Raw genomic sequence first — 24,625 nt, forward strand, 5'->3', positions numbered from 1 at the left:
ATATTGACAAGTGTGTTGGCGCGCCTCATACTCTTGCGGATGAGCACGGATGGCAACCGGCACTGGGTTGGCTGACTTAATTCTGAGGACATCATTTTGAAGCGATTACAAGTATCTGGACAGAATAAACCGGCGGCGCGGTTGGCCGGCCAGCGCCTGCTGTGCGTGGCGCTGGTACTGGCGACGGCGACTTTGTCCGCCTGCGGCGACAAGGAAAAGAAGGCTGGCCAGGCGCTGGCCAGCGTGAACGGCAGCGAAATCACCGTCTTGCAGTTGAATGAAGAGATGCAGCGCTCCGGCGTGCAGGTCGCCCAGCAGGAAGTGGCCGGCAAGCAATTGCTGGAAGCATTGATCGATCGCCAGTTGCTGCAAAACGAGGCCGCCAAGGAACAGATCGACCGCGAGCCGAAAGTGGTGCAGTCGATAGAGCGCGCCAAGGCGATGATCGTGGCCCAGGCGTATTTGCAGAAGCGCGTGGGCAACATTCCTCGTCCGACGGCGAAGGAGGTTGAAGAGTATTTCGACAAGCATCCGGAGTTCTTTACCCAGCGCAAGCAGCTGGACATGCGTGAACTGGTCATTGCCAGCAAGGATATGAGCGCGGAGCTCAAGGCGGCGATGGATGCGGCCAAGAGCCTCGAGGAAGTGGCTGCCTGGCTGGATGGTCACAAGGTGCGCTTTGCGCGCAACCAGGTGACGCGCGCCACCTCCGATTTGCCGCCCGAACTGGGCGCCAAGCTGGTGGCGATGAACAAGGGGCAGTTGTTTATCATCAAGGAAGGCGAGCGCAGCGTGCTGATCTCGATCGCCGAGGTCAAGGATGCGCCGGTGACGCGTGAGCAGGCCCTGCCGCAAATTGAACAGTTCTTGATGAACAAGAAGAACAAGGACGCCGCCGCCGCGGAAGTGGCGCGCCTGCGCGCGGCCGCCAAGATTGAATACATGAACCAGAAGGACAAGCCGGCCGCTGCTGCGCCGGTCGCGCCAGCGGCCGCCGACGCCAACGCCTCGGCCGATGCCACGGCGCGCGGTGTCGCCGGCCTGAAATAAACACCCGTTATAGTAACTACCGTTGAGAGGTTGAACGTGATGATGAAACGAATTGCAGGATGGATGTGTGCTGTGCTGCTGGCGACGGCATTGCCGACGCTGGCTCTGGCTGCCGAAGTCGAACTTGGCGCCGGCGATGTCGTCAAGGTCTCGGTGTACAACAATCCCGACCTGGCGCTGGAAACGCGCGTCAGCGAAAGCGGCAGCATCACGTTCCCGCTGATCGGCAAGGTCGAGGTCGGCGGTTTGTCGCCGGCCGCGGCGGAACAGAAGATCGCCGGGCTGCTGGAGTCGGGCGGCTTCCTGCGCAAGGCGCAGGTCAACCTGATCGTCACTGTGCCGCAGAGCCAGCTGGCGTCGGTGCTGGGCCAGGTCAACCGGCCCGGGCGGTATCCGGTCGACGGCAAGCGCAGCGTCATGGACCTGCTGGCCCTGGCCGGCGGCATCAGCGCCGACGGTGCCGACAGCGTGACGCTGATCCGCAAGCGCGGCGGCGCCACCACCCGCGAATCGCTCGATATCGTCGAGATGGTACGCAGCGGTTCGCTCGAGCGCGATCTGGACCTGGCCGCCAACGATGTCATTTATGTCGAACGCGCGCCGCACTTTTATATCTACGGCGAGGTACAGCGTCCTGGATCGTTCCGCCTGGAACGTTCGATGAGCGTGGTGCAGGCCCTGTCGACCGGCGGCGGCCTGACTCCGCGCGGCACCGAAAAAGGCATGGTCATCAAGCGCCGCGGCGCCGATGGCAAGTTGCAGGTGATCGATGCCAAGCATGACGACATGGTCAAGACCGACGATGTGATTTATGTGAAAGAAAGCCTGTTCTAAGCAGCCACCAGGCTGAAGGCCGCCTTCCCCGGGAGGCGGATTTTGTGTTTCGACGCGAGAGTGCCATGAATTTATCCCAGTTTCTCCTTATCCTGCGCGCCCGCAAGCGCATCATTTTGTTGACCATGCTGGTGGTGATCGCGCTGGTGACGGTCGGCAGCCTGCTGTGGCCGAAGTCGTACAAGGCCACCGCTTCCATCCTGCTCAACTTCAAGGGCGTTGATCCGGTCACCGGCCTGACCATGCCCGGCCAGCTGATGCCCGGCTACACCGCGACCCAGGTCGACATCATCACCAGCCATAAGGTGGCGTTGCAGGTGATCGACAGCCTGAAGCTGGCGCAGAGCCCGCAGGTGGTGCAGCAGTTCAACGAGGCCACCGGCGGCCGCGGCACCGTGAACGACTGGCTGGCGGAGCTGCTGTTGAAGAAGGTCGAAGTGGTGCCCGCGCGCGAGTCGAGCGTGCTGGAAATCAGCTTCAAGGGGGCCGATCCGCAGTTCGTCACCGCGGTCGCGAACTCGTTTGCCGAGGAATACCAGAAACTGAGCATCCAGCTCAAGGTCGAGCCGATGCGCAAAGCCTCGGCCTACTTCAGCGAACAGACCAAGGTGCTGCGCGACAATCTGGAAGTGGCGCAAAGCCGGCTGTCCAAATATCAGCAGGAGCATGGCCTGGTCAGCGTCGACAACCGCCTGGACGTCGAATCGAACCGCCTCAACGACCTGTCGGCCCAGCTGGTGCAGGCCCAGGGGCAGATGATGGAAGCCACCTCGCGCCAGCGCATGGCGCAGGGCAGCGATGGCGCGCAATCGCCGGACGTGGCGCAGAACTCGCTGATCCAGAGCCTGAAGCTGAATCTCGGCAACGCCGAGTCGAAGCTGGCGGAAATGTCGCAGCGCCTGGACCGCAACCATCCGCTGTATCAGAGCACCCTGGCCGAAGTCGAAAAGCTGCGCAGCGAGCTGCGTGAGCAGACCAGCCTGATGTCGCGCAGCGTCAGCAACAATGCCCAGATACTGTCCCAGCGCGAGGCCGCCGTGCGCGATGCGCTGCGCCAGCAAAAAGACAAGGTGCTGGAGCTGAACCGTACCCGCGACGAAATGAATGTGCTGGCCAAGGATGTCGAAAGCGCGCAGCGCGCCTTCGACGCGACCTCGCAGCGCTTCTCGCAGACGCGTATCGAAGGCGCCTCCGACCAGTCCGACATTTCCGTGCTGAACCCGGCGGTCGCGCCTATCGATCCGTCGTCGCCGAAAGTGCTGCTGAACATCGTGCTGTCGGTCTTCGTCGGCGGCATGCTGGGCGTCGGCGCCGGCGTGCTGGCCGAACTGGTGGACCGCCGCGTGCGCTCCGGCGCCGATCTGGCCGACGCGCTGCAGCTGCCGGTGCTGGGCGTCGTCGACTGGTCGCAGAGCGGGGGCGCCAACAAGCCGCGTCGCCTGATCAATTCCGTCATCCCGCGTCGCCTGCGTTTTAATTAAGGACCCCTTACCATGAATCATCCAGCCCCTACCTCACTGACGCCAACGGCACCGCGTGGCGACACCAGCATTGGCGGTTTGCTCCTGGAATCGGGCAAGATCACGCCGGAAAGCGCCGAACGCGTGTTGCGTATGCAAAAAGAGCTGGGCATCCGCTTCGGCGAAGCCGCGCAGCGCCTCGGGCTGATCACCGAGGCCGACATCCAGCAGGTGCTGGCGCGCCAGTTCGACTATCCGTATCTGCAGCCGGGCGAGGCCAAGTATCCGGACACGCTGGTGGCGGCCTACCAGCCCTTCAGCCACCAGGTGGAAATCCTGCGCGCGGTGCGCAGTCAGCTGATGTTGCGCTGGTTCGCGCGCGGCCGCCGCGGCCTGGCCGTGGTCGGCCTCAACTCGGGCGATGGCGTCAGCCTGTTTACCGCCAATCTGGGCGTGGTGTTTTCCCAGCTGGGCGAGCGCACGCTGCTGGTCGATGCCAACTTGCGCCGGCCGCACCAAAGCACGGTGTTTGACTTGAAGACGCCGCAGGGGCTGTCCGATATGTTGGCCGGCCGGGCGCAACTGGACGCGATCCAGAAGATCCCGTCCTTCGTCGACCTGTCGGTGCTGGCCGCCGGCACGGTCCCGCCGAACCCGCAGGAGCTGCTGAGCCGTAATGTGTTTGCGGAGCTGCATGTCCAGCTCGAGGCTAATTTCGACGTGGTACTCTACGACGCCGCCGCTTATGCGCTGGGCTCGGACGCGCTGGAAATCGCCCGCCGTGTCGGCGGCGCGCTGGTGGTGGTCCGCAAAAACCATACTAGCCAGCCGGCGCTGCAGGCCATGGTCGAGCAGCTGACCCGCGGCGGCGCCGAGGTGGTCGGTACCGTGCTGATCGACTATTAAGACGATTAACTACCATGAGCGAATTAAGCATGTCCGCTACGATGCCTCGCTGGCAGGGAATCAGGGCTGCAATGCCGGAATGGCTGCCGATCGTGATCGGCATGCTGGCGATGTATCTCCCCACGCTGTACGGCCTGTGCACCGATACCTGGGCCAATGAAGAACAGGCGCATGGCCCCATCATCCTGGCGCTGTCGGTCTGGCTGCTGTACCGGGAGTGGCCCGAGATGATGCGGCGCAGCGAAACGGCGGCGCCGTCGGCATGGGGCTGGCCGCTGCTGGTGGTCGGTGCGCTGCTGTATATCCTGGGACGTTCGCAGCATGTGGTGCTGGCCGACGCCGGTTCGGTGGTGTGGGTGCTGTCGGCCATCCTGTTGCTCAAGCGCGGCGTGGCCGGCTGGCGTGCGCTGGGTTTCGCGCTGTTCTTCATGCTGTTCATGATACCGCTGCCGGAAACACTGGTGACGGCGGTGACCATTCCGATGAAGCTGGCCGTGTCGTATGTCACCGAGCATATCCTGTTCTGGCTCGGCTACCCGATCGCCCGCAGCGGCGTCGTGCTGCAGATCGGCCCCTACCAGTTGCTGGTGGCCGACGCCTGCGCCGGCCTGCACACCCTGCTGACGCTGGAGGCGCTGGGCTTGTTCTACCTGCACGTGATGCGCCATGTCTCGCCGCTGCGCAATACCGTGCTGGCCATCCTGATCGTGCCGATCTCGTTTACCGCCAATGTGATACGGGTCATGGTGTTGACGTTGATCACGTATTACTTCGGCGATGCCGCCGGCCAGGGATTCCTGCACGGGTTTGCCGGCATGGTCCTGTTCGTGACGGCGCTGTCGCTGATCCTGGCGGTCGACTCGGTGCTGCCGCTGCTGCTGAAAAACATAGACAACCCGCCGCGGGAAGCGAAGGTGTAGCATGAAAAAACCAATGGTAATCAGCTTGATGCTGTGCGGGACGATGGTGCTCAGCAGTGCGCTGGGCAAGATCATGGTGCCGACGGAAATGCTGGCCGACGAGCAGGCCAAATTCACGCTGGAGCAGATCGTGCCGGCCAGCTTCGGCGACTGGACCATCGACACCAGCCTGGTGCCGGTGCAGGTCAGCCCGGACGTGCAGGCGCGCCTGGACAAGATCTACGGCCAGACGCTGGCGCGCACCTATATCAACAGCCAGGGGCAGCGGGTGATGCTGTCGCTCGCCTATGGCGGCGACCAGAGCGATTACATGGCGGTGCACAAGCCGGAGGTGTGCTACGCGGCGCAAGGTTTCGAGGTCGGCGAAGTGCAGCCGGCGCAGGTGCGCACCGCCGAAGGCATCATCCCGATCAAGCGCATGGTGGCGGTCAGCGGCGCGCGCTCCGAGCCGGTGACCTACTGGATCCGCCTGGGCGACCGCGCCATTACGACCGGACTGGACCAGAAGCTGCGCCGTCTCAGCTATACCCTGGCCGGCAAGGTGCCCGATGGCATGCTGGTGCGCGTCTCCAGCATCGACCGCGACGCCGCTGCCTCCTATGCCTTGCAGGACGGTTTCATCAATAGCATGCTGGCGGCGATGCCGGCGGCCGACCGCTACCGTCTGACTGGTTCCTTTACCGTTGCGTCGAATTGAAATGAGTGCTACTGCCGCAGAATCGACCTTGTTGGACCGCGAGATGGGCCAGGCCGCGCTGCCGGTGCTGCTGATGGCGACCGACCAGTTGCCTTATCCGCCACGCAACGGCATTACGCTGCCGTTCTACAATTACCTGATGGGTTTGCAAGCGCATTACCAGCTGCGGCTGGTGTTGTTTGTCGACGCCGATCATCCGCCCGATCCGCAGGCATGGGCCGACAACGAGGCGCGCTTCGGCGCCATCGTCCAGGTCCCGCTGCGGCGCCGTTCGAAGTGGCGGCGCCTGGCCGACGAGTTGCGCGGCGCCGAGATGTTCCAGCACGGTTATCAGCTGGCCGCTGCGGCATTGCCGACGCTGCCGGCGGCCGAACGGCTGCTGATCTCGCCGATGAGCGCCGTGGCCAAATGGCGTAGCAGCGGTTTGGCTGCCGTCGCGGCGGTGCCGCTGGCGGTTGCCGCGCTCAATGACTGCACCGCGGCCGAATACTATTTCCGTGGCAGCCAGAGTTTCGGCGGCTGGAAGGGCCGCCTGAAAGGGCTGCTGGACCGGCTGCGCACGCCGCTGGTGGCGCGTGTCGAGGCGCGTCTGCTGCAGCCCTATCAACATCTGTTGTTGCAAACCCAAACCGATGCCGACCTGATGGGCCGCTTGGTGTCGTCCGAGCTGGCGCGCCGGGTTCAACTGGCGCCCAATGGCGTGCGGCTCGATTACTTCGAGCTGACGCCGGCGGCGTCAAGCCGGCAGATTGTGTTTGTGGCCGAATTGAGCGGGGAATACGCCGCCATCGCTCACTGGCTGGTGCAGGAGGTCTGGCCGCTGGTGGCGGCGGGCGATGCCGACTGCCGGCTGCTAATGGTGGGCAAGGGCGCGTCGCCGGCGCTGCAGCAAGCCATCGCGTCGGCGCAGCGTGTCGCCCACGTCAGTTTCGTGCCGGATTTGACCGACGTCTATGGCCAGTCGATGATGGCCCTGAGTCCGGTGTTCAAGGGCTTCGGGCTGATCAACAAAACGCTTGAGGCGATGGCGGCGGGGCTGCCGGTGGTCGGCGGCGTCGCCGCCTTCAACGGCATCGCCGAATTCCGCGATCGGCACAACGGCATCGCCGCGCCACGCACGACGCAGCAGTTCGCGCAGGCCATTCTGTCCTTGTCGCAAGATTCGGAGCGGCGCCGGCAGGTCGGGTTGGCGGGACGCGCCGCCGTGGCCAGCCAATTCCGCTGGGAAACTACTGTCGCGGCTATCCACACCCTGCTGCAAGCCTAGCGTGCGGCTTCGCCGCCGTGCCAATCCGGCAGTTGTGATCAATTTGCAACGTATTGCCTACATCCTTACTTTTTTCACCACAAAAGTGTTGCTTCAGTGCACAAAATGTGGTGTGTCTCAACGAAAATTAATTTTTTTGAGCAACTTTCGTTGCGCGCAACCGTGGAAATGATATTCTCGATGCGAATCAATCTCGATATTTACCTGACCGGCTGTTCTTCCTGGATATTGGCGCCGCCCATCGCGATGTTTATACAACGCGTTATTAAGACCGACAAGATTGCTGCGGTCTTAATATGGATGACTAATTAAGGTGGGGCCGCCAACGGCCCGGATAGGCGAGAGATGATTAATGCAATAGAAGCGAGACCGCGGGTATACAACCCGACCATGGTATTCGTGTTGGCCGTGGTGGGATATGTCGGTCTGTTATCGGCCGGCACGCTGTTGAATTCGGGCGTGTTAAAAGCCTTGTCGTATGCGATGGCATTCGGCATTTTTTTAACCATGTGCGTGGTCCACGCCTTTTTGCCCAAGTTGAAAACCGCCGTGCCGAAGTTCGGCCTGCCGCTGGCGGTGTATTACTTTGGATTCGTCTGTTCGCTGATGGTCAACCATGACGAACTGGCTTATTCGGATTTGCTGAAAATGTTCATGGGGCCGGCGTTCCTGCTGTTCGGCACCGCCTTCGAGGCGCGCCAGGACGTGGTGTTGTGGGAGCGGCTGGCGGTGCGCCAGGCATTCTGGTTGATGGCGCTGCTGCCGGTGCTGGTCTGGCTGGTGCAACTGGCGACAGGGTTGGCCAGCGGCGGCGCGGGCGGCGGACGCGAGATGCTGATGGGCGGCGGCGGCGAGGTGTCGATTTTCTCGAATCGCAACAACGCCGCGCTGTATGCGGTCAGCCTGCTGGCCTTGTACAACGTGCTGTCCGGGCGAGCGGTACGGAATGTGGCGCTGATACTCGCGACCGGGGTGATCTTCGTGACACTGGGTGTGCTGGTGGCCTTGGTCGTGGCGCTGGCGTTGACGGTGGTCAAGGTGCGGACGCTGCGCTATGCGGTGCCGGTGGTGCTGGTGGTGGTGCTGGCGATGGTGTTGTTTCCGGAAGCGGTGGTGTTCAAACGCATCATTCCGGTGATCGACAGTGTCAAGCTGCTGTGGAGCGGCAGGATACGGCTGGCGACGGTCAGCTATGGCGACCTGGTGTTGCTGCTAAAGACGTCGGATTTGTCGTTTTTGTTCCGGCTGAAGCATTGGAATAATTTGCTCTCGTTGTTGGCTGACGGTAGCTGGTATCAATGGTTATTTGGATTTGGAGTCGGTTCATCGGTACGTTTGTCGCAAATACATCTAGTGCCACACAATGATTACTTGCGCTATCTCTTTGAATGCGGTTTGATAACGTGTATCGGGTTTATTTCCACCATTGTTTTAATCATTCGTTCTTGTGGCCGCCGTTGGGAGACCGTGCCGTTATTGACAATTTCTTTATATTTCTTTTCCGAGAATCTGATTAATAATTATTTGGCGATGGCGATCTTTTATTTCTGCGCCGGCGCCTTGACCTTCCGCATAGGGAATCGACATGTTGATACATCAATACCGTAAAATGGCTGGCGCTCTGGTTGCCGGCCTGATATTGGCCGGAACGGCGCAAGCCGGAGCCATTGCGCGCGTGCCGCTGACGTACGCGCAGTTACAGGACATGGGACTGGACTGGACCCGCAAGCATGAGGGCTATCCGATGGGTGTGCCCGCAGGCTACGATTGGTACGCCAAACCGGTCAAGCACTGGTGGAATGATCCCCGCGGCTTCCTGGCCACCACCGGCTGGGGCCAGGTGTTCTATCTGAACGGCGCCAAGGCCAGCACCAATGTGGTGCAGATACGCAACTTCCAGACCCTGATGTGCTACGGTAGCCCGCACAAATGGGTATTGCTGCAAAAGGGCAATGTGGACGGCGGCCAGTACCGCGCCGATTTCTCCAACAATACCTCGGTGGCGCCGGCGCTGTTCGTCAAGACCGACGCCGAGACCACAGTCGGCTTCGCGCAAAACGGTGCCTTCCATTTCTGGCCGGTGATGGGGCGTGCCACCATTCCGGATCCGAAAACCGTCTGCGGCGTGGTGGTGCTGATGGAGGCGCGCGTGGCGCTGCCGCCCACCACCAGCACCACGACTGCGCAAGCGCTGCTTGACGCGCAGCTCGCCAACCAGATCAAGCCCGACACGTATCTGATCGGCGCCGGTGTCGACTATTGGACCACCAAGACGGCCGGCTGGGACAACTACAAGACCAACGGCGACCTGGGTATCGGGCGCCTGAAGCTGGTGACCAAGGATTGGGCGTGGGTGGGCTTGAGCTCGGCCTCGGACGCTGACGCCTTGCTGTTGTTCCAGAGCGGTTACGATATGGGTAATTTTAAATAATAAAATAAACACAACGCGTAGCGAAATTCCCGGTCGAGTCAGGTATGATATGCCTGACTGACGTGGGACCATGGCGGATTGCGATTCCTGACGTCGGATAATAACGGCTGCAGGGGTTGTGAGCCGCCATTTTCCATTTGCAGACGCCGCATGGCGTGCAGGTGGCGCCCCGGCGGGGCGTTTTCGGATGAATTGCCGAGAGTTGGAACCGGGATGAAGAATAAGAAGTTGCTGAGTATCAATAATTACCACTATCGGCGCGGCGGCTCGGATGTGGTCTATCTGGAACATGCCGCACTGATGGAAGAGTTGGGTTGGGACAATGCCTTCTTTTCCATGCAGCACCCGAACAATCTGCCCAGCGACTGGTCGCGCTATTTCGTGGACGAACTCGAGTTCGGCCACAGCTATTCCCTGGCCAACAAGATCAGCATGGCGGCCAAGGCGGTGTATTCGTTCGAGGCGCAGCGCAAGCTGACGCGCCTGCTGGCCGACTACCAGCCGTCGATCGCCCATCTGCACTGCATCTATCACCATTTGTCGCCCTCCATCCTGCCCACGCTGGCCAAGGCCGGCGTGCCGGTGGTGATGACGGCGCACGACCTGAAGATCGCCTGCCCGGCCTACAAGATGCTCAACGACGAGGGCATTTGCGAGCGCTGCAGGGATGGCAGCGTGCTCAACGTCGTCAGGCACCGCTGCGTGCGCGGCTCGCTGGGCGCCAGCGCCATCGTCGCCGTCGAGAGCGGCCTGCAGCGGCGCATGCAGACCTACCGCCGCTACCTGGACAAGGTGGTGGTGCCGAGCCGCTTCTTCATGGAGAAATTCGTTGAGTGGGGCTGGCCGCGCGAGCAGTTCGTCTACATTCCCAACTATGTCGACGCCAGCCGTTTCGCCCCGCACTACGCGGCGGGCGACTATTTCCTGTTCTTTGGCCGCCTGGCGCCGGAGAAGGGCGTGGCCACGTTGCTGCGCGCCGCCGCCGCCGCCGGCGTGCGGCTGAAGATCGCCGGTACCGGCCCGATCCAGGAGCAGCTGCATGCGCTGAACGCCGAGCTGGGCGGCGCCGCCGAATTTCTGGGCTACCAGTCCGGCGCCGCGCTGCACACGCTGATCCAGCAGGCGCGCGCGGTGGTGCTGCCGTCCGAATGGTACGAGAACGCGCCGATGAGCGTGCTCGAGAGCTGCGCCTTCGGCAAGCCGGTGATCGGCGCCGACATCGGCGGCATCCCCGAGATGATCGAACCAGGCCAGACCGGCTGGACCTTCCCCAGCCGCGACGTGGCCAGCCTGACGGCGCTGCTGGCCCAGGTCCAGGCCATGCCCGACAGCGCGCTGGAGCAGTGCGGCCGGGCGGCGCGCGCGATGGTCGAGCAACGCTTCAATCGCGACGGCTATGTCGCGGCCACCTTGCAACTGTATGCAGATCTCGGAGTGAACGCTTAAATGAATCCCAAAACTCTACGCATCCTGGGTACGCGCGGCGTGCCGGCCAGCCATGGCGGTTTTGAAACCTTTGCCGAGCACCTGGCGCTGTACCTGGTCAAGCGCGGCTGGGACGTCACCGTGTATTGCCAGGACGACGGCGGCAGCGCGGTGTACGAGGACAGCTGGCGCGATGTGCGCCGGGTGCACATCCCGGTGCGCCGCGGCGGTGCCGCCGGCACCATCGAGTTCGACTGGAAGGCCACGCTGCACTCGGCGCGCGAGCCCGGCCTGGTGTTGACCCTCGGTTACAACACGGCGGTGTTCGGCCTGTGGTACCGCTTCAAGGGATTGACCAATCTGTTCAATATGGACGGCATCGAATGGCGCCGCCAGAAATGGGGCGCGGTGGCGCGCACCTGGTTCTACCTGAATGAATGGGCCGGCGCCTGGCTGGGCAACCACCTGATCGCCGACCACCCGCATATCAAGAAGCACCTGAGCTCGCGCGTGCAGGCCGACAAGATCACCACCATCGCCTACGGCGCCGACCGCATCACGCAGGCCGACGCCGCCGTGCTGGCGCCGTATGGCCTGGAGGCGGACCGCTATGCGATTCTGATCGCCCGCGCCGAACCCGAGAATTCCATCCTCGAGGCGGTGCAGGCCTGGTCGGCCAGGCCGCGCGGCATGCCGCTGGTGGTGCTGGGCAAATACGATCCCGGCCACGCCTATCAGCGCGCGGTGCAGCAGGCCGCCTCGGACGAGGTCAAGTTCATCGGCGCGGTGTACGAGCCGGCCGCCGTGCAGGCGCTGCGCCTGTATGCGCGGCTGTACGTGCACGGCCATCAGGTCGGCGGCACCAATCCCTCGCTGGTCGAGGCGCTGGGCGCCGGCAATCCGGTGCTGGCGCACGACAACCCGTTCAACCGCTGGGTGGCCGGCCCGCAGGCCGCGTATTTCAGCGGCGCCGCCGGCGCCGCCGCGCAGCTCGACCAGATTCTCGACGACAGCGCGCGCCTGGCCGCCATGCGCGCCGGCAGCCTGGAGCGTCACGCCGCCGAATTCACCTGGGAGCAAATCCTGGGCGACTATGAAACCCTGTTGCTGCCGTACGCGGCGGCGGCCGTGGCCACCGCCACCGCCGGCCCGGCGCGCTGAGGGAGGACCACCTATGGCTATCCTGGTGACTGGCGGTCTGGGCTACATCGGCTCGCATACCTGCGTCGAACTCATGGCCCACGGCCACGACGTGGTGTTGCTGGATAATTTATCCAACAGCAAACTTTCAGTGGCCGCCCGTCTGGCCACGATCACCGGACGGGCGCCGGTGGTGGTGGAGGCCGACACGCGCGACCGCGCCGCACTCGACGCCGTCTTTGCCCGCCACCAGATCACGGCGGTGATCCATTTCGCCGGACTGAAGGCCGTCGGCGAATCGGTGGCGCAGCCGCTGCGCTACTACGACAACAACGTCCAGGGCACGCTGGTGCTGCTGGCCGCGATGGCCCAGGCCGGCGTGCACACGCTGGTGTTCAGCTCGTCGGCGACGGTGTACGGCGATCCTGCCAGCGTGCCGATCCGCGAGGACTTCCCGCTGGCCGCCACCAATCCCTATGGCCGCAGCAAGCTGATGGTCGAGGAGGTGCTGCGCGACCTGGCGCGCGCCGAACCGCATTGGCAACTGGGCCTGCTGCGCTACTTCAATCCGGTGGGGGCCCACGAAAGCGGACTGATAGGCGAAGACCCGAACGGCGTGCCGAACAATCTGTTGCCCTTCATTGCCCAGGTGGCCGAAGGCCGGCGCGCGCAGTTGTCGGTGTTTGGCAATGACTATGCGACGCCCGACGGCACCGGCATGCGCGACTACATCCACGTGATGGACCTGGCGCTGGGCCATGTGCGCATGCTGCAGCGCTTCGGCAGCGACCCCGGCCTGTACACCTACAACCTGGGCACCGGGCGCGCCAACAGCGTGCTGGAGATGGTGCGCGCCTTCGAGCAGGCCAGCGGCCGCGCCGTGCCACTGCAGATCGTGGCGCGGCGGCCGGGCGACATCGCCCAGTGCTACGCCGACGCCAGCCTGGCCGAGCGTGAGCTGGGCTGGAAAGCCAGCCGCGGCGTCGAGCAGATGTGCGCCGACGCGTGGCGCTGGCAATCGAGCGCCAAGTAGCGTCCGCACCGCATGACAAGATGCGATTTTGTTGCACTGCAATGCTATACTTGAACAAGTGGCAATGCTGCGGCGCGCGTCACGGCGCCCGCTCCGACTAACTGCTTAGACCTGTGTATGGCGCTGTTCAAGAACCTTTCCCTGATGGCTTTATCGACTGGCATGCGGCTGTTGGCGGGCGTGCTGTCGCTGGCGGTGACGGCGCGCAGCCTGGGGCCCGAGCAATTCGGCCTGCTGATGTTCTGGATGGCGGTGTGCGGCCTGCTGAGCGTGGTCAGCAATTACGGCCTGTCGACCTTTTTGCTGCGCGAGATCGGCCGCGACCGGGCCGCCGCGCCGCAGCTGATCGGCCTCACGCTGAGCGCCAAGCTGATCCTCAGCGCCGCGCTGCTGGCCGGCGGTCTGCTGGCGCTGCCGTTCATCGGCGGCCAGCCCGCCTTGATTTTCCTGCTGCTGCTGCTGGCGCTGATCGGCGAGAGCTTTGCCGATTATTTTTGTACCGGTTTTCGCGCACGCGACCGCTTCGACCTCGATGCGCGCCTGGCGGCCATGTCGGCGCTGCTGTACAGCGCGGTGGTGGCGCTGGCGGCCTGGGGCACCGGCTCGCCGCTGGTGGTGGCGCTGGCCTATCTGGTGTCGCGCGGCGCGGTGGCGCTGATCGCCCGCCATATGCTGAACCAGGTGCTGGGGCCGGTCCGGGTGGCGCCATGGCGCGAGGGCTGGGCGCTGGTGCGGCGCACCCGCAGCTATGCGCTGGACATGGCCATGGGCACCTTGTTCGGCCAGGTCGACAGCGTGGTGCTCAATTATTTCGGCGGCCCGGTGGCGGTCGGCCTGCACCAGGGCGGGATGCGTTTCTTCCTGGCCGGCACCCAGGCCGGCACCGTGCTGTCGAACGTCTTTATTCCGCGCACCGCCGCCACCCAGCAGGGGCCGGCGGCGGTGCACCAGCGCGAGAAGTGGCGGCTGCAAAGCGCCTTTCTCGGCATCGGCATCGTCGGCGGCCTCGGCTTCGTGCTGGGCGGGCCGCTGATGGTGCACACCCTGTTCGGCCCGAGGTTTTTGCCGCTGATCGCGCTGACGCCATGGTTCGGCGTGCTGTTCGTGCTGCGCTCGGCGGCCTCGTCCTGGGGCATCGTGCTGACGGTCGAAGGCGGCCAGCGCTATCGCGCGCTGGCCTCGGTGGCGCACTGGGCCGTGGTCGGGCTGCTGTGCCTGCAGCTGGTGCCACGCTATGGCAATGTCGGCTGGCTGTGGTCTTTGATCGGCGGAAATGTGCTGCTGCTGCTGGCGTATATCGGCGGCGTAGCCAAACCCGGCCATGGCAATGGCCGCATGGTGGCCGTGACGGCGCTGGTGATGCTGCTGTTCCTGCCGGTGTTGCGTCTGGCCTGAACGCGTGCGTTTCTTACTGTAGTTGAACCTCTGAAAATTGTGGACATGAAAAGCGAACACCCGATCCAGAACGTTGTCGAGTCCGGTTTATGCACAGGGTGCGGCCTGTGCGCCGCCATTTGTGCGCCGGACAAGGTCAGCATGCAAATGAGCGCGGCCGGCTATCTGCGTCCCCACGTGACGATCCCGATCAGCGTGGCCGAGCGCCAGCTGTTTGACGCGGTCTGCCCCGGCGTGGCCGTGCGCCACGAGGCGCGCGATGCCGCCGCGCCCAGCCATCCGATATGGGGACCGATGACCACCTGCCAGACCGGCTACTCGACCGATGCCGAACTGCGGCGCTATGGTTCCTCGGGCGGCGTCATCTCGGCGCTGGCGGTGTATCTGATCGAATCGGGGCAGGTGGACTTCGTGGTGCAGAACTCGGCCCCGGCGGCCGATCCGCTGGGCAACCAGGTGCAGGTGTCGACCGGCAAGGACGATGTGCTGAAGTCGGCCGGTTCGCGCTACGCGCCGTCGGCGCCGCTGGTGGACCTGGCGCGGCTGCTGGAGAGCGGCAAGCGCTTTGCTTTCATCGGCAAGCCGTGCGATGTGGCGGCGCTGCGCGCGCTGGCGCGGCACGACCTGCGGGTCGACCAGCAGATACCGTACTTCCTGTCGTTCATGTGTGCCGGCGTGCCCAGCCGCCGCGGCACCGAGGCCGTGGTGCGGCGGCTGGGCATGGACGGGGAACAACTGCTGTCGTTCCGCTATCGCGGCGACGGCTGGCCCGGCAAGGCCCGCGCCGTCACCACCGATGGCCGCAGCGCCGAGATGGATTATGCGACCTCATGGGGCGAAATCCTCAATCGCCATCTGCAGTTCCGCTGCAAGATTTGTCCGGACGGCACCGGCGAGTTCGCGGACATCGTGTGCGCGGACGCCTGGTACGGCGAGGATGGCTATCCCTCGTTCGAGGAGCGCGACGGGCGCAGCCTGGTATTGGGGCGCAGCAGCAAGGGCGCGGCGCTGATAGAGCAGGCGCGCCAGGCCGGCGCGCTGCATCTGGACCCGCTGGACGTGGCCGAGATCGCGAAAATGCAACCCTATCAGGTAATGCGCAAGAAAGTCGTGCTGGGCCGGGTGCTGGCGGCGCGGCTGGCGCTGGGCCGGGCACCGGTCTACCGCAATATGGGCCTGCTGCGGGCCTCGCTGACGGCCCGTCCCACGATGTGGTTGCGCAACGCCGTCGGAACTTTTAAACGAGCAAAAGGAGAAGTTGCATGAATCGTGCCGTGACGCCGCAAGGCAAATCCCTGACCATAGGCCTGTTATGGCATTCGTTCTCGTCGGACAACCTGGGCGTCGGCGCGCTGAGCCAGTCGCAGCTGGCGATCTGCACCGAGGCGGCGGCGCAGGCCGGCGTGGCCTTGCGCTTCGTGGTGTTTGGCACCCGCGGCGGATCGAGCTATGGCCTGGACGACGCGCGCCTGAAGATCGGCAACACCATCGCCTTGCGCGAACTGGTGTACCGGCGCTCGACGTTCCCGTCCGAGCTCAACGAGTGCGACCTGGTGCTCGATATCGGCGAGGGCGACAGCTTCGCCGATATTTATGGCTTCAAGCGTTTCCTGACCTTCATCCTGACCAAGGTCATCGTGCTGGCCAAGCGCAAGCCGCTGATCCTCAGTCCGCAGACCATCGGTCCGTTCGACAGCTGGTACGCGCGCCTGATGGCGACCCAGGTGATGAAGCGCTGCCAGAAAGTGTTTGCGCGCGACACGCTGTCGTTCAATTACCTGCGTCAGGTCGGGCTGCGCGACAACGTGGCCGAGGTGGTCGACGTCGCCTTCCGCCTGCCGTACCAGGCGCCGGCCAAGGCCGACGATGGCAAGGTGCGTATCGGTATCAATGTGTCCGGCTTGTTGTTCTCGGGCGGTTACACCGGCGGCAACCAGTTCGGCCTGACCTTGGACTATGCCGCGCTGACGCGCACCCTGCTGACCGAATGGAGCAAGAATCCGGCGCACGAGATCTGGCTGATACCGCATGTGATTTCGGACGATTTGCCGCGCGACGACGACCGTATCGCCAGTGCCCAGCTGAAGCAGGAATTCCCGTCGCTGAAACTGGCGCCCGAGTTTGCCAGCCCGAGCGAGGCCAAATCGTTTATCGCCGGCATGGACTTCGTCACCGGCGCACGCATGCATGCCTGCATCGCGGCCTTCTCGTCGGGCGTGCCGGTGGTGCCGATCGCCTACAGCCGCAAGTTCAACGGCCTGTTCTCGATGCTGGGATACAGCTGGGTGGCCGATGCCAAGGCGATGAATAATGCCGATGCCGCCGCCATCATCCTGCGCGGCTTCGAGCAGCGCGCGCAGCTGGCGCTTGAAGTCCAGGCCGGCAACCAGAACGCCTTCGCCCGCCTCGATGGCTATACCGCCACGCTGGCGCAGATCTTCCGCCAGGTGGCCGAGCGCAAGGGCGTGCCGCTGCAGCCGGCGGTGCTGGCGGAGGCCGGTGCCGACGGGCGCTGACGCGATGAAGCTGGCCGTGTACCTGTACGACCAGGCCGGCGCGCAGGCGGCCGTCCGGCTGCTGGGGCGGCTGCGCCGGCGGCTGGCGTTCGAGCAGGTCTGCGTGGTGTACCGCGCGCTGCTCGATCCGGCTGCCTTGCAGGCGCTGGGCGACTGGCGGGCCGGCGCCGCGCGCTGCGACTGGCTGCCCTACGAAGGCGCGCAATGGGAGTTCGCCGCCTATCAGCTGGCGCTGGACCATCTGGGGCCGACGCCGGGCGGGCTGCTGGTGGTCAACGACACGGCCGGCCGCAACTATCCGTTCTTCGACGACGACCTGGCGCGCCTGGCGCAGCAGGCGGCGCTTTGCCGCGACGAGACGCAGCCTGCGCTGATCGGCAAGATCGAGGCCGGTCCCGCCACGTTTTCGCTGTGCCAGCTGCATTTCGCCCACTGGGTCCGCTCCAACCTGTTCTACCTCAACGCGGCCGGCGTGGCGGCGTTGCAGCGCACGCTGTTCGAGCCCGCCGTGTTTGCCGCGCCCAGCTATGTGCAGGGCCGGCTGGTGCTGGGGTTGCCGGCGTCGGCGGCGCTGGAGCAGCATCTGGCGCGCTGGATGTCGCTCGACCCGGCCGACGACGGCTGGATCGTCCATGCCGGCCGGCCGCACATGTCCGACGCGGTATTGCGCGGCAAGACAGGGTCGATTCTGCTGGAAAAGCGTCTGTCGTCGCGGCTGCAGGCTGCCGGCGGGCGCCTGCTGTCGTACGAGCCGGGCGGCGCGTCGCCGTGGCACCGGCTGCGGGTGCGGGCGTTCTTCTCGCTGCGCAGCCGCCTCAAGCGACTGCGCGCCCGCCTGGCGTGACTGCGCGGCGCAAGCGGCCGGTTCAGGTCCAGAGCAGACGGTGGGTGCTGCTGGTGGCCCGACCTTTCAGCGCCAAGGCGCGCTGCTCAAGCAGATGCCAGGACAGTGCGGCCAATGCCAGGGTGACTGCGCCCGACAGCAATATCATCGTTCCCGCTGAACATCCCGGTAGCAGGGCGGCCACGGCCTGCTGCACCGGGAATGCATAGATGTAGGTTCCATAGGAATAATCGCCGACCAGGTTATAGCGGCGCAGCATCCCGCCGGGGACGTAGGCGAGGTAGAACAGCAAATAGGCCAAACTGAGCGTATAGACGACGAAAAACGGCTGCTTCCCCCATACCGCACTTCCCAGCAGCAGCGCCACCATAGCATAGAATAGCGGGCGCTTCAGTTCGATCCGGTCGCGGCACACATAGTAGGATGCGCCGCAGAAAAACATAAAAAACAGCCGTTCGAACTGGCCGGCGGCGCCCGACGCCAGGTATTCCGCCAGCGTGGCAATGCCTGCGATGACGGTCGACGCCAGGATCGCCCAGGTCATCGCCCTTAGCCGGAATTGGCGTTTTAAGCGCAAGGCCAGCCAGGACACCGCCAGAATCAAATACATTCTTACCTCGTATGGCATGGTCCACAGAGAGCCGTTGACAGCGCCAGGATAGGGGTTGTTCTCGAATACCCCGGGCAGAATGAAATTCGTGCCGGCGACCAGAAGCAGATTCTTGACCAGATAAATATAAACCACTTTGCTGGCGAAATATTGGTGCAGCGGCAGCGTGGTAAACAAGGGGCCCAGCACCAGCACCGTCAGCAGCAGCGCCACCAGCAGCGCCGGGTAGATCCGCAGCAGGCGTGCCCAGCAAAACTCAATCAGGCTCTGCCGTTTCAACAGGCTGCCGGTGACCAGGAAGCCGCTGGCGATAAAGAATATGTCTACCGCGAACGAACCCATGGTCATCCCCAAGCTGTCTCGCAGGGGTTCGACGCTGCCGCTCAGCGCGAAACTATGGGTGAACAGGACCGCCAGCGCGGCCAGGATGCGTATCAGATTGAAGTTGTTGTCTTTGCCGGAGCAGCGATCTGCGAGGTTCATTCGGGGCCACTTTCTCGTCTGCCAGCGCGTGCCGATACCGCAGCTCGGCAGCATGGGGGTTAAGGGGACTGGCGCAATATGCGACGCCCATAAAGTTGTGTTTTTCTAATTTTGTAATTATATAATTTTTTTTCATTTCCACCATCGCCCGGCAGTGCCGTACGGCGCTCGACGTCACCGGAGTTAGCTCGGTTGCACGATTTAGTGTAGCATCAATTTGCTGCGGTGCGGCATCGACGACGAGCCGGCTGCCGGTAATGCGTTTGCCGCAGACCGTGAGTCTCCATTGCAACGCTGTCGCGCACGGGTGGATGCATTGCCACGTGCGGCGGTTATAATTGAGGCAAGAAAGCTGAAATTATGAAATATAAATTTACTATTTGGCATGGTATGTCCGTGCAGGACAAATAAGATGAAATTATCTGTGGCTAAGATCGACAACTTTTGGACTCCGCTGCACGGCTTACGCGGCATCGCTGTGATGTTTGTGGTGGCGTCGCATATGGGCAATGCCGGCATGCCGTTATTGCCCTTCCCGCATAATGCGGTGGGTAAAGTTGGAGTGTGGATATTCTTCGGCTTGAGTGCATTCCTGCTCACCAATCGCCTCCAGGCTGCGCTGCGCCGTAGCGCATCGGTGGGGCGTACGCTGGCGAGCTACTTTGTCAGCCGGGTTTTTCGCATCTATCCTTTGTTTTTGCTGGTCTTGCTGATCAATTATTACAAGGGATGGATCGATGGGGCCGGTTTGCTGCATCATGTGCTGCTGACCGAAGGGCGCGAGGAACTGTGGGCCATACCCGTCGAATTTCGTTATTATTTTGTTATTCCTGTGCTGGTGCTGGTCGACCGGTTTCTGTCGTCGCGGTGGGCGCTGGTGCTATCGGGACTGGCGACTGCTTTGTCGTTGTATGTGATGGTGGCAAATCCGGCAGCGATTTATTCAAATGAAATCGCCCTGTTGCCGAAGGCCATGCCTTTGTTGTTAGGCAGCATGCTTGCGCTGACCTGGTCGCCCGCGCAGTTGGGCAGTGCCTGGCGTCCCAGCATGGCTGCGTTGGTCTCGTTGGTCTTGCTGATCAGCATGGCGCTGCTGACGTGGTGGTTTCGCGAAGTGCAAATGAAGTCGTTGCCGGTGGAGATGGCCGCCTGGAACTCGCTGCTGCTTAGTTTGACGGTGACCGGCTTGATCGCGTTTTCATTCGTCGGCAGCCCCTTGCGGCGACTGTTGCAAAATCGGGTGCTTGTGTGGCTGGGCGAAATCAGCTTCAGCATGTATTTGCTGCACATGTTTGTCGTGGGAAAAATCAGCAATATGCAGGCCGTCCCTGCCATTGCCAAGGGGCCGCTGGCACTGGGCGCTGTTTTGCTGTGTGCCTATTTGTCCTACCGTTTGGTCGAACAAAAGGGTATCGCTATCGGCAAGCTGTTGAACGAGCGCCTCAGGCTCAGCCGTCCGGCGGCGGAGGCGCCGACGACATCCACGGTCCGTCGGGCCGCCAGATGATTGCGTCTGGGAATCCTTCTTTTGCATGCTGCAATGCCATCGGCCCGCGCTGAACGCAAAGGCCTCAGTACGTTGTCCTATTGTCTAGCTTGCATATCAAAATCCCTGTAATATCAAATGCTGCAGCACGGCATAAGATGGCTGTTAAAGGGCGGTGCCGGTGCGCCGAAGAAATCCGGAGCAGGTCACAATGCGTGGTGCGCCTTGCTGTTGAGGGGCGGGAACATTAATGAGGAGCCGTTAAGTATGAAAGCAATGATATTGGCAGCCGGCAAAGGTACCCGAGTGCGGCCGTTGACGTACGACCTGCCCAAGCCAATGATCCCTATTCTGGGCAAGCCGGTCATGGCCTATCTGATCGAGCATCTGGCCAAATACGGCGTCAAGGAAATCATGGTCAATGTCAGCTATCTGCACGAGAAGATCGAGGACTACTTCGGCGAAGGGCATCAGTATGGCGTCCAGATCGGGTATTCGTTCGAAGGCTATACCAACGACCAGGGCGAGGTTGTGCCCGAGCCGCTCGGTTCGGCCGGCGGCATGAAGAAGATCCAGCAATTCGGCGGCTTTTTCGATGAAACGACGATCGTCCTGTGCGGCGATGCGTTGATCGATCTCGACATCAAATCCGCGCTGTTCGAGCATAAGCGCAAGGGCGCGCTGGCCTCGGTGGTGACGCGGGAGGTGCCTTGGGACAAGGTGTCGAGCTATGGCGTCGTCGTGACCGACAAGGATGGCCGGATCACTTCCTTTCAGGAAAAGCCCAGCCAGGAGGAGGCCCTGTCGAACTTCGCCAGCACCGGCATCTATATCTTTGAGCCGGAAGTGATCGATCTGATCCCGGCCGACCGCCCGTTCGATATCGGTTCGGAACTGTTCCCCCTGCTGGCAGAGCGCGGCTTGCCGTTCTATGCGCAGACCCGTGGTTTTAACTGGATCGACATCGGCAGCGTGCGCGACTACTGGGAAGTGTGCCAGAGCGTGCTGATGGGCGAAGTGGCCCATCTGGAAATGCCTGGCCTGCAGATCAACGACGGCCTGTGGGTGGGACTCAATACCAGCATCGACTGGAATGGCACGCGCATAGAGGGCCCGGTCTACATCGGTTCCGGCACCTGCATCGAACGCGAGGTGACCATCGTCGGTCCGACCTGGATCGGCCATGGCAGCCGGATTTGCGCCGGCGCCAAGGTGGTGCGCAGCGTGCTGTTCGAATACACGCGCGTGTTACCGAATGTTTCCCTAGATGAAATGATTGTCTTCAAAGACTATAGTGTCAACCGCGCAGGGGACATGAAGCACGCGTCGGAATATGATCCCGATGCCTGGGCTAATGCTCGTGACCGCCGCAACAAGCGCCGTACTGAAGACAGCAACGAAGAATTTATCCGAGAAGAGAAATAACGCATGAAAATTTATCCAGTCATCCTCTCCGGGGGTTCCGGCACTCGTTTGTGGCCATTGTCGCGCGCGGTGCTGCCCAAGCAGATGCTGCCGCTGGTCACCGGGCAGACCATGCTGCAGGAAACCTCGCTGCGCCTGCATGGCCGGCCTCAACTGATGGCGCCGCTGATCGTGTGCGGCAATGAGCACCGCTTCCTGGTGGCCGAACAGATGCGCGCCATCGGCATCGCGCCGCTCGGCATCCTGCTGGAGCCGGAGGGCCGCAACACCGCACCGGCGGTGGCCACCGCCGCTCACTTCCTGCAGGGCATCGACGCCGATGCGGTGATGCTGGTGCTGCCTGCCGACCACGTGATCAACGACATCGACGCTTTTTACGCCGCCATCGAGCAGGCGGCCGTCATGGTGGAGCAGGGCGCGCTGGCCACTTTCGGCATCGTGCCCACTGGTCCGGAAACCGGTTACGGCTACATCCAGAGCGGCGCCGCCACCGATGCGCCGCAGTGCTACAAGGTCGACCGCTTTGTCGAGAAGCCGGACCGCGCCACCGCGCAGGATTTCATCGCTGCTGGCAATTACTACTGGAATAGCGGTATGTTCCTGTTCCGCGCCGCCAGCTATTTGAATGAATTGCAGGAATTCGCGCCGGCCATCGCCGTCGCCAGCGCCGAAGCCATGGCCAAAGGCTATCGCGACCTGGATTTTTGTCGTCTCGATGAGGCGGCGTTCAAGGCTTGTCCGTCCGACTCGATCGACTATGCGGTGATGGAGCACACCCGTCACGCCATCGTGGTGCCGGCCGATATCGGCTGGAGCGATGTCGGTTCCTGGACGGCGTTGTGGGACGTGCAGCCACACGACGCCAACCACAACGCCACCCGCGGCGACGTCTACCTGGACGACGTGTCCGGTTCGCTGGTGCGCGCCGAGAGCCGCATCGTAGCGGTAGTCGGGGTCAAGGATCTGGTGGTGGTGGAAACCGCCGACGCCGTGCTGGTCGCACACAAGGACCAGGTGCAGCGGGTCAAGCAGATCGTTGAACATCTGAAGAAGGAAGGCCGCACCGAGCACCTGCATCACACCAAGGTTTACCGTCCGTGGGGCTGTTATGAGGGCATAGACATCGGTGATCGCTTCCAGGTCAAGCGCATCACGGTAAACCCGGGCGGCAAGCTGTCGCTGCAGATGCACCATCACCGGGCCGAACACTGGATCGTCGTCAGCGGCACCGCGCGCGTCACCTGCGGCGACACGGTCAGCCTGCTGACCGAAAACGAGTCGACCTACATTCCGATCGGTATGAACCACCGGCTGGAGAACCCGGGCAAGCTGCCGTTGCATCTGATCGAGGTGCAGTCCGGCAGTTATCTGGGCGAGGACGATATCGTTCGTTTCGAGGACGTCTACAAACGCAGCTGAGCGGCGTCCGCGCTCGCTGGACCGCCCTGGCCGGGCGGTTTTTTTTGCCGCGGCGGGTGCGCGCCTATGATACAGTCAGAACTATTTCCCACGACTGTTTTGGATCGGATACCATAATTGCGAAAGATGATTTTGTGGCTGGCGGCGCTGGCATGCTGGCACGGTGCGGCGCATGCCCAACTGGTCGCGCCGTCCGGCCTGCGCTCGGCCCAGCTGGCGCTGGTGATCAACGACGACGAGCCGAACAGTGTTGAGATCGGCGAATATTACCGCCAGGCGCGCAACGTGCCGGCCGAGAACGTGGTTCATGTGCGCATTCCGAACCGCCCGCGCAAGCTCGATGCCGAGCAATTCCGCCAGCTCAAGGAGCAGATCGACGCCAAGCTGGGGCCGCAGATCGACGCCGTGTTGATGGTGTGGACGGCGCCTTACGCGGTCGAGTGCAATTCGATCACGTCGGCTTACACCATGGGTTTCGATGCCGCCGTCTGCGCGCAACCATGCGGCCCCAGCAAGCCTAATCCGTATTTCAACGCGACCGGCGCTCATCCGCTAGCCGAGCACGACATGCGGCTGTCGATGCTGCTGCCGACCGACTCGGTCGAGGGCGCCAAGGCGCTGATCGGGCGCGGCGTCGCCAGCGGCTTCGCGGCGCCGGCAGCCAGCGCCTACTATCTGACCACCAGCGAGGGCGCGCGCAACAGCCGCGCCGCATTCTTCCCGCGCGCCGGCGTGGTGCCGTCGCGCAAGCTGACGATCAAGCGGCTGTCGGCCGACAGCATCGAAAACGAAAAAGACATCATGATCTACCAGACCGGCATGGCGCGCGTAGCCAAGCTCGACACGCTGCAGTTCCTGCCGGGGGCGTTGGCCGACAGCCTGACTTCCGTCGGCGGCGATTTGCTGGGCAGTTCGCAAATGAGCAGCCTGCGCTGGCTGGAGGCTGGCGCTACGGCCAGTTATGGCTCCGTGACCGAGCCCTGCAACTACTGGCAGAAATTCCCGCAGCCATCGGTGCTGCTGGCGCACTATCTGCGCGGCGCCAGCGCGATCGAAGCATACTGGCGCAGCGTCGCCTGGCCGGCACAGGGCGTGTTCATCGGCGAACCGCTGGCGGCTCCCTACCGGCTGCACTAGCGGCCGCCGGCCGGCACCGGCCGGGGCCGCCTCCAGATTTCCCGTATCTTTGTGAGTTCAGTCCTACTTCGCCGGCGCCCTGCCGGCGCGGCACGTCTACGTGCCGCGTTTCCCCTATGACGGCGGGGCTGGCGCGGTGGCGCCGGC

Annotated in this window: 21 protein-coding genes; 20 read left to right on the plus strand and 1 reads right to left on the minus strand. The window is 63.2% G+C overall.

Going from position 1 to position 24,625, the window contains the following annotated elements; translation table 11 throughout:
• Positions 1-96 precede the first annotated feature (96 nt).
• From ACSQ3S_RS09725 to ACSQ3S_RS09800, 16 genes are all read left to right on the plus strand, one after another.
• The gene (locus ACSQ3S_RS09725; RefSeq protein WP_436142244.1) at positions 97-1,050 is read left to right on the plus strand and encodes an EpsD family peptidyl-prolyl cis-trans isomerase; all 954 of its coding nucleotides are present in this window, start codon (positions 97-99) and stop codon (positions 1,048-1,050) included.
• 42 nt (positions 1,051-1,092) lie between these two features.
• The gene (gene epsE / locus ACSQ3S_RS09730) at positions 1,093-1,884 is read left to right on the plus strand and encodes a polysaccharide export protein EpsE (RefSeq protein ID WP_436145005.1); all 792 of its coding nucleotides are present in this window, start codon (positions 1,093-1,095) and stop codon (positions 1,882-1,884) included.
• Between the two features lie 65 nt (positions 1,885-1,949).
• A complete protein-coding gene (gene epsF / locus ACSQ3S_RS09735; protein ID WP_436142245.1) occupies positions 1,950-3,365 on the plus strand; it encodes a chain length determinant protein EpsF in 1,416 nt (471 codons plus the stop codon).
• 12 nt (positions 3,366-3,377) lie between these two features.
• Positions 3,378-4,250: a chain length determinant protein tyrosine kinase EpsG gene (epsG, locus tag ACSQ3S_RS09740; protein WP_436142246.1), complete on the plus strand. Its 873-nt coding sequence runs from the start codon at positions 3,378-3,380 to the stop codon at positions 4,248-4,250.
• 71 nt (positions 4,251-4,321) lie between these two features.
• Positions 4,322-5,170 (plus strand): exosortase B, encoded by an 849-nt coding sequence (gene xrtB, locus ACSQ3S_RS09745; RefSeq protein ID WP_436142247.1) that lies wholly within the window; start codon positions 4,322-4,324, stop codon positions 5,168-5,170.
• A 1-nt stretch (position 5,171) separates the two neighbouring features.
• Complete coding sequence (gene epsI, locus ACSQ3S_RS09750) at positions 5,172-5,867, plus strand: exosortase-associated protein EpsI, B-type (RefSeq protein WP_436142248.1); 696 nt, start codon at positions 5,172-5,174, stop codon at positions 5,865-5,867.
• A gap of 1 nt (position 5,868) precedes the next feature.
• Positions 5,869-7,134 (plus strand): glycosyltransferase family 4 protein, encoded by a 1,266-nt coding sequence (locus ACSQ3S_RS09755; protein WP_436142249.1) that lies wholly within the window; start codon positions 5,869-5,871, stop codon positions 7,132-7,134.
• 345 nt (positions 7,135-7,479) lie between these two features.
• The gene (locus ACSQ3S_RS09760; protein ID WP_436142250.1) at positions 7,480-8,742 is read left to right on the plus strand and encodes a hypothetical protein; all 1,263 of its coding nucleotides are present in this window, start codon (positions 7,480-7,482) and stop codon (positions 8,740-8,742) included.
• Positions 8,720-9,565, plus strand: a complete 846-nt coding sequence (locus ACSQ3S_RS09765; protein WP_436142251.1) for a hypothetical protein — start codon at positions 8,720-8,722, stop codon at positions 9,563-9,565. Before ACSQ3S_RS09760 ends, ACSQ3S_RS09765 begins: the two co-directional genes overlap by 23 nt.
• Positions 9,566-9,778: 213 nt before the next feature.
• Positions 9,779-11,011 (plus strand): glycosyltransferase family 4 protein, encoded by a 1,233-nt coding sequence (locus ACSQ3S_RS09770; RefSeq protein ID WP_436142252.1) that lies wholly within the window; start codon positions 9,779-9,781, stop codon positions 11,009-11,011.
• Complete coding sequence (locus tag ACSQ3S_RS09775) at positions 11,012-12,151, plus strand: DUF1972 domain-containing protein (RefSeq protein WP_436142253.1); 1,140 nt, start codon at positions 11,012-11,014, stop codon at positions 12,149-12,151. It begins immediately after the preceding gene.
• Positions 12,152-12,164: 13 nt separating this feature from the next.
• Positions 12,165-13,163, plus strand: a complete 999-nt coding sequence (galE, locus tag ACSQ3S_RS09780) for a UDP-glucose 4-epimerase GalE (protein ID WP_436142254.1) — start codon at positions 12,165-12,167, stop codon at positions 13,161-13,163.
• A 117-nt stretch (positions 13,164-13,280) separates the two neighbouring features.
• The gene (locus ACSQ3S_RS09785) at positions 13,281-14,558 is read left to right on the plus strand and encodes a lipopolysaccharide biosynthesis protein (protein WP_436142255.1); all 1,278 of its coding nucleotides are present in this window, start codon (positions 13,281-13,283) and stop codon (positions 14,556-14,558) included.
• Positions 14,559-14,603: 45 nt separating this feature from the next.
• Positions 14,604-15,824 (plus strand): Coenzyme F420 hydrogenase/dehydrogenase, beta subunit C-terminal domain, encoded by a 1,221-nt coding sequence (locus ACSQ3S_RS09790; protein WP_436142256.1) that lies wholly within the window; start codon positions 14,604-14,606, stop codon positions 15,822-15,824.
• On the plus strand, positions 15,821-17,074 hold the full coding sequence (locus tag ACSQ3S_RS09795) for a polysaccharide pyruvyl transferase family protein (protein WP_436142257.1): 1,254 nt from the start codon (positions 15,821-15,823) through the stop codon (positions 17,072-17,074). Before ACSQ3S_RS09790 ends, ACSQ3S_RS09795 begins: the two co-directional genes overlap by 4 nt.
• Positions 17,058-17,918: a hypothetical protein gene (locus ACSQ3S_RS09800; RefSeq protein WP_436142258.1), complete on the plus strand. Its 861-nt coding sequence runs from the start codon at positions 17,058-17,060 to the stop codon at positions 17,916-17,918. Before ACSQ3S_RS09795 ends, ACSQ3S_RS09800 begins: the two co-directional genes overlap by 17 nt.
• Positions 17,919-17,940: 22 nt before the next feature.
• Here ACSQ3S_RS09800 and ACSQ3S_RS09805 read toward each other — a convergent pair whose 3' ends face one another.
• Positions 17,941-19,011, minus strand: a complete 1,071-nt coding sequence (locus tag ACSQ3S_RS09805; protein WP_436142259.1) for an acyltransferase family protein — start codon at positions 19,009-19,011, stop codon at positions 17,941-17,943.
• A gap of 412 nt (positions 19,012-19,423) precedes the next feature.
• On the opposite strand from ACSQ3S_RS09805, the gene ACSQ3S_RS09810 reads away from it, so the two are divergent.
• From ACSQ3S_RS09810 to ACSQ3S_RS09825, 4 genes are all read left to right on the plus strand, one after another.
• Positions 19,424-20,518, plus strand: coding sequence for an acyltransferase family protein (locus tag ACSQ3S_RS09810; RefSeq protein ID WP_436142260.1), 1,095 nt, complete (start codon positions 19,424-19,426; stop codon positions 20,516-20,518).
• A gap of 246 nt (positions 20,519-20,764) precedes the next feature.
• Positions 20,765-21,922, plus strand: a complete 1,158-nt coding sequence (locus ACSQ3S_RS09815) for a sugar phosphate nucleotidyltransferase (RefSeq protein ID WP_436142261.1) — start codon at positions 20,765-20,767, stop codon at positions 21,920-21,922.
• 3 nt (positions 21,923-21,925) lie between these two features.
• Positions 21,926-23,341, plus strand: coding sequence for a mannose-1-phosphate guanylyltransferase/mannose-6-phosphate isomerase (locus ACSQ3S_RS09820; RefSeq protein ID WP_436142262.1), 1,416 nt, complete (start codon positions 21,926-21,928; stop codon positions 23,339-23,341).
• A 126-nt stretch (positions 23,342-23,467) separates the two neighbouring features.
• Positions 23,468-24,478 carry a TIGR03790 family protein gene (locus ACSQ3S_RS09825; protein ID WP_436145006.1) on the plus strand — a complete coding sequence of 337 codons (1,011 nt, stop codon included), beginning with the start codon at positions 23,468-23,470 and terminating at the stop codon, positions 24,476-24,478.
• Positions 24,479-24,625 lie beyond the last annotated feature (147 nt).

The organism is Duganella sp. LjRoot269 (assembly GCF_964254095.1).
Classification (GTDB): Bacteria; Pseudomonadota; Gammaproteobacteria; order Burkholderiales; family Burkholderiaceae_D; genus Rugamonas; species Rugamonas hordei.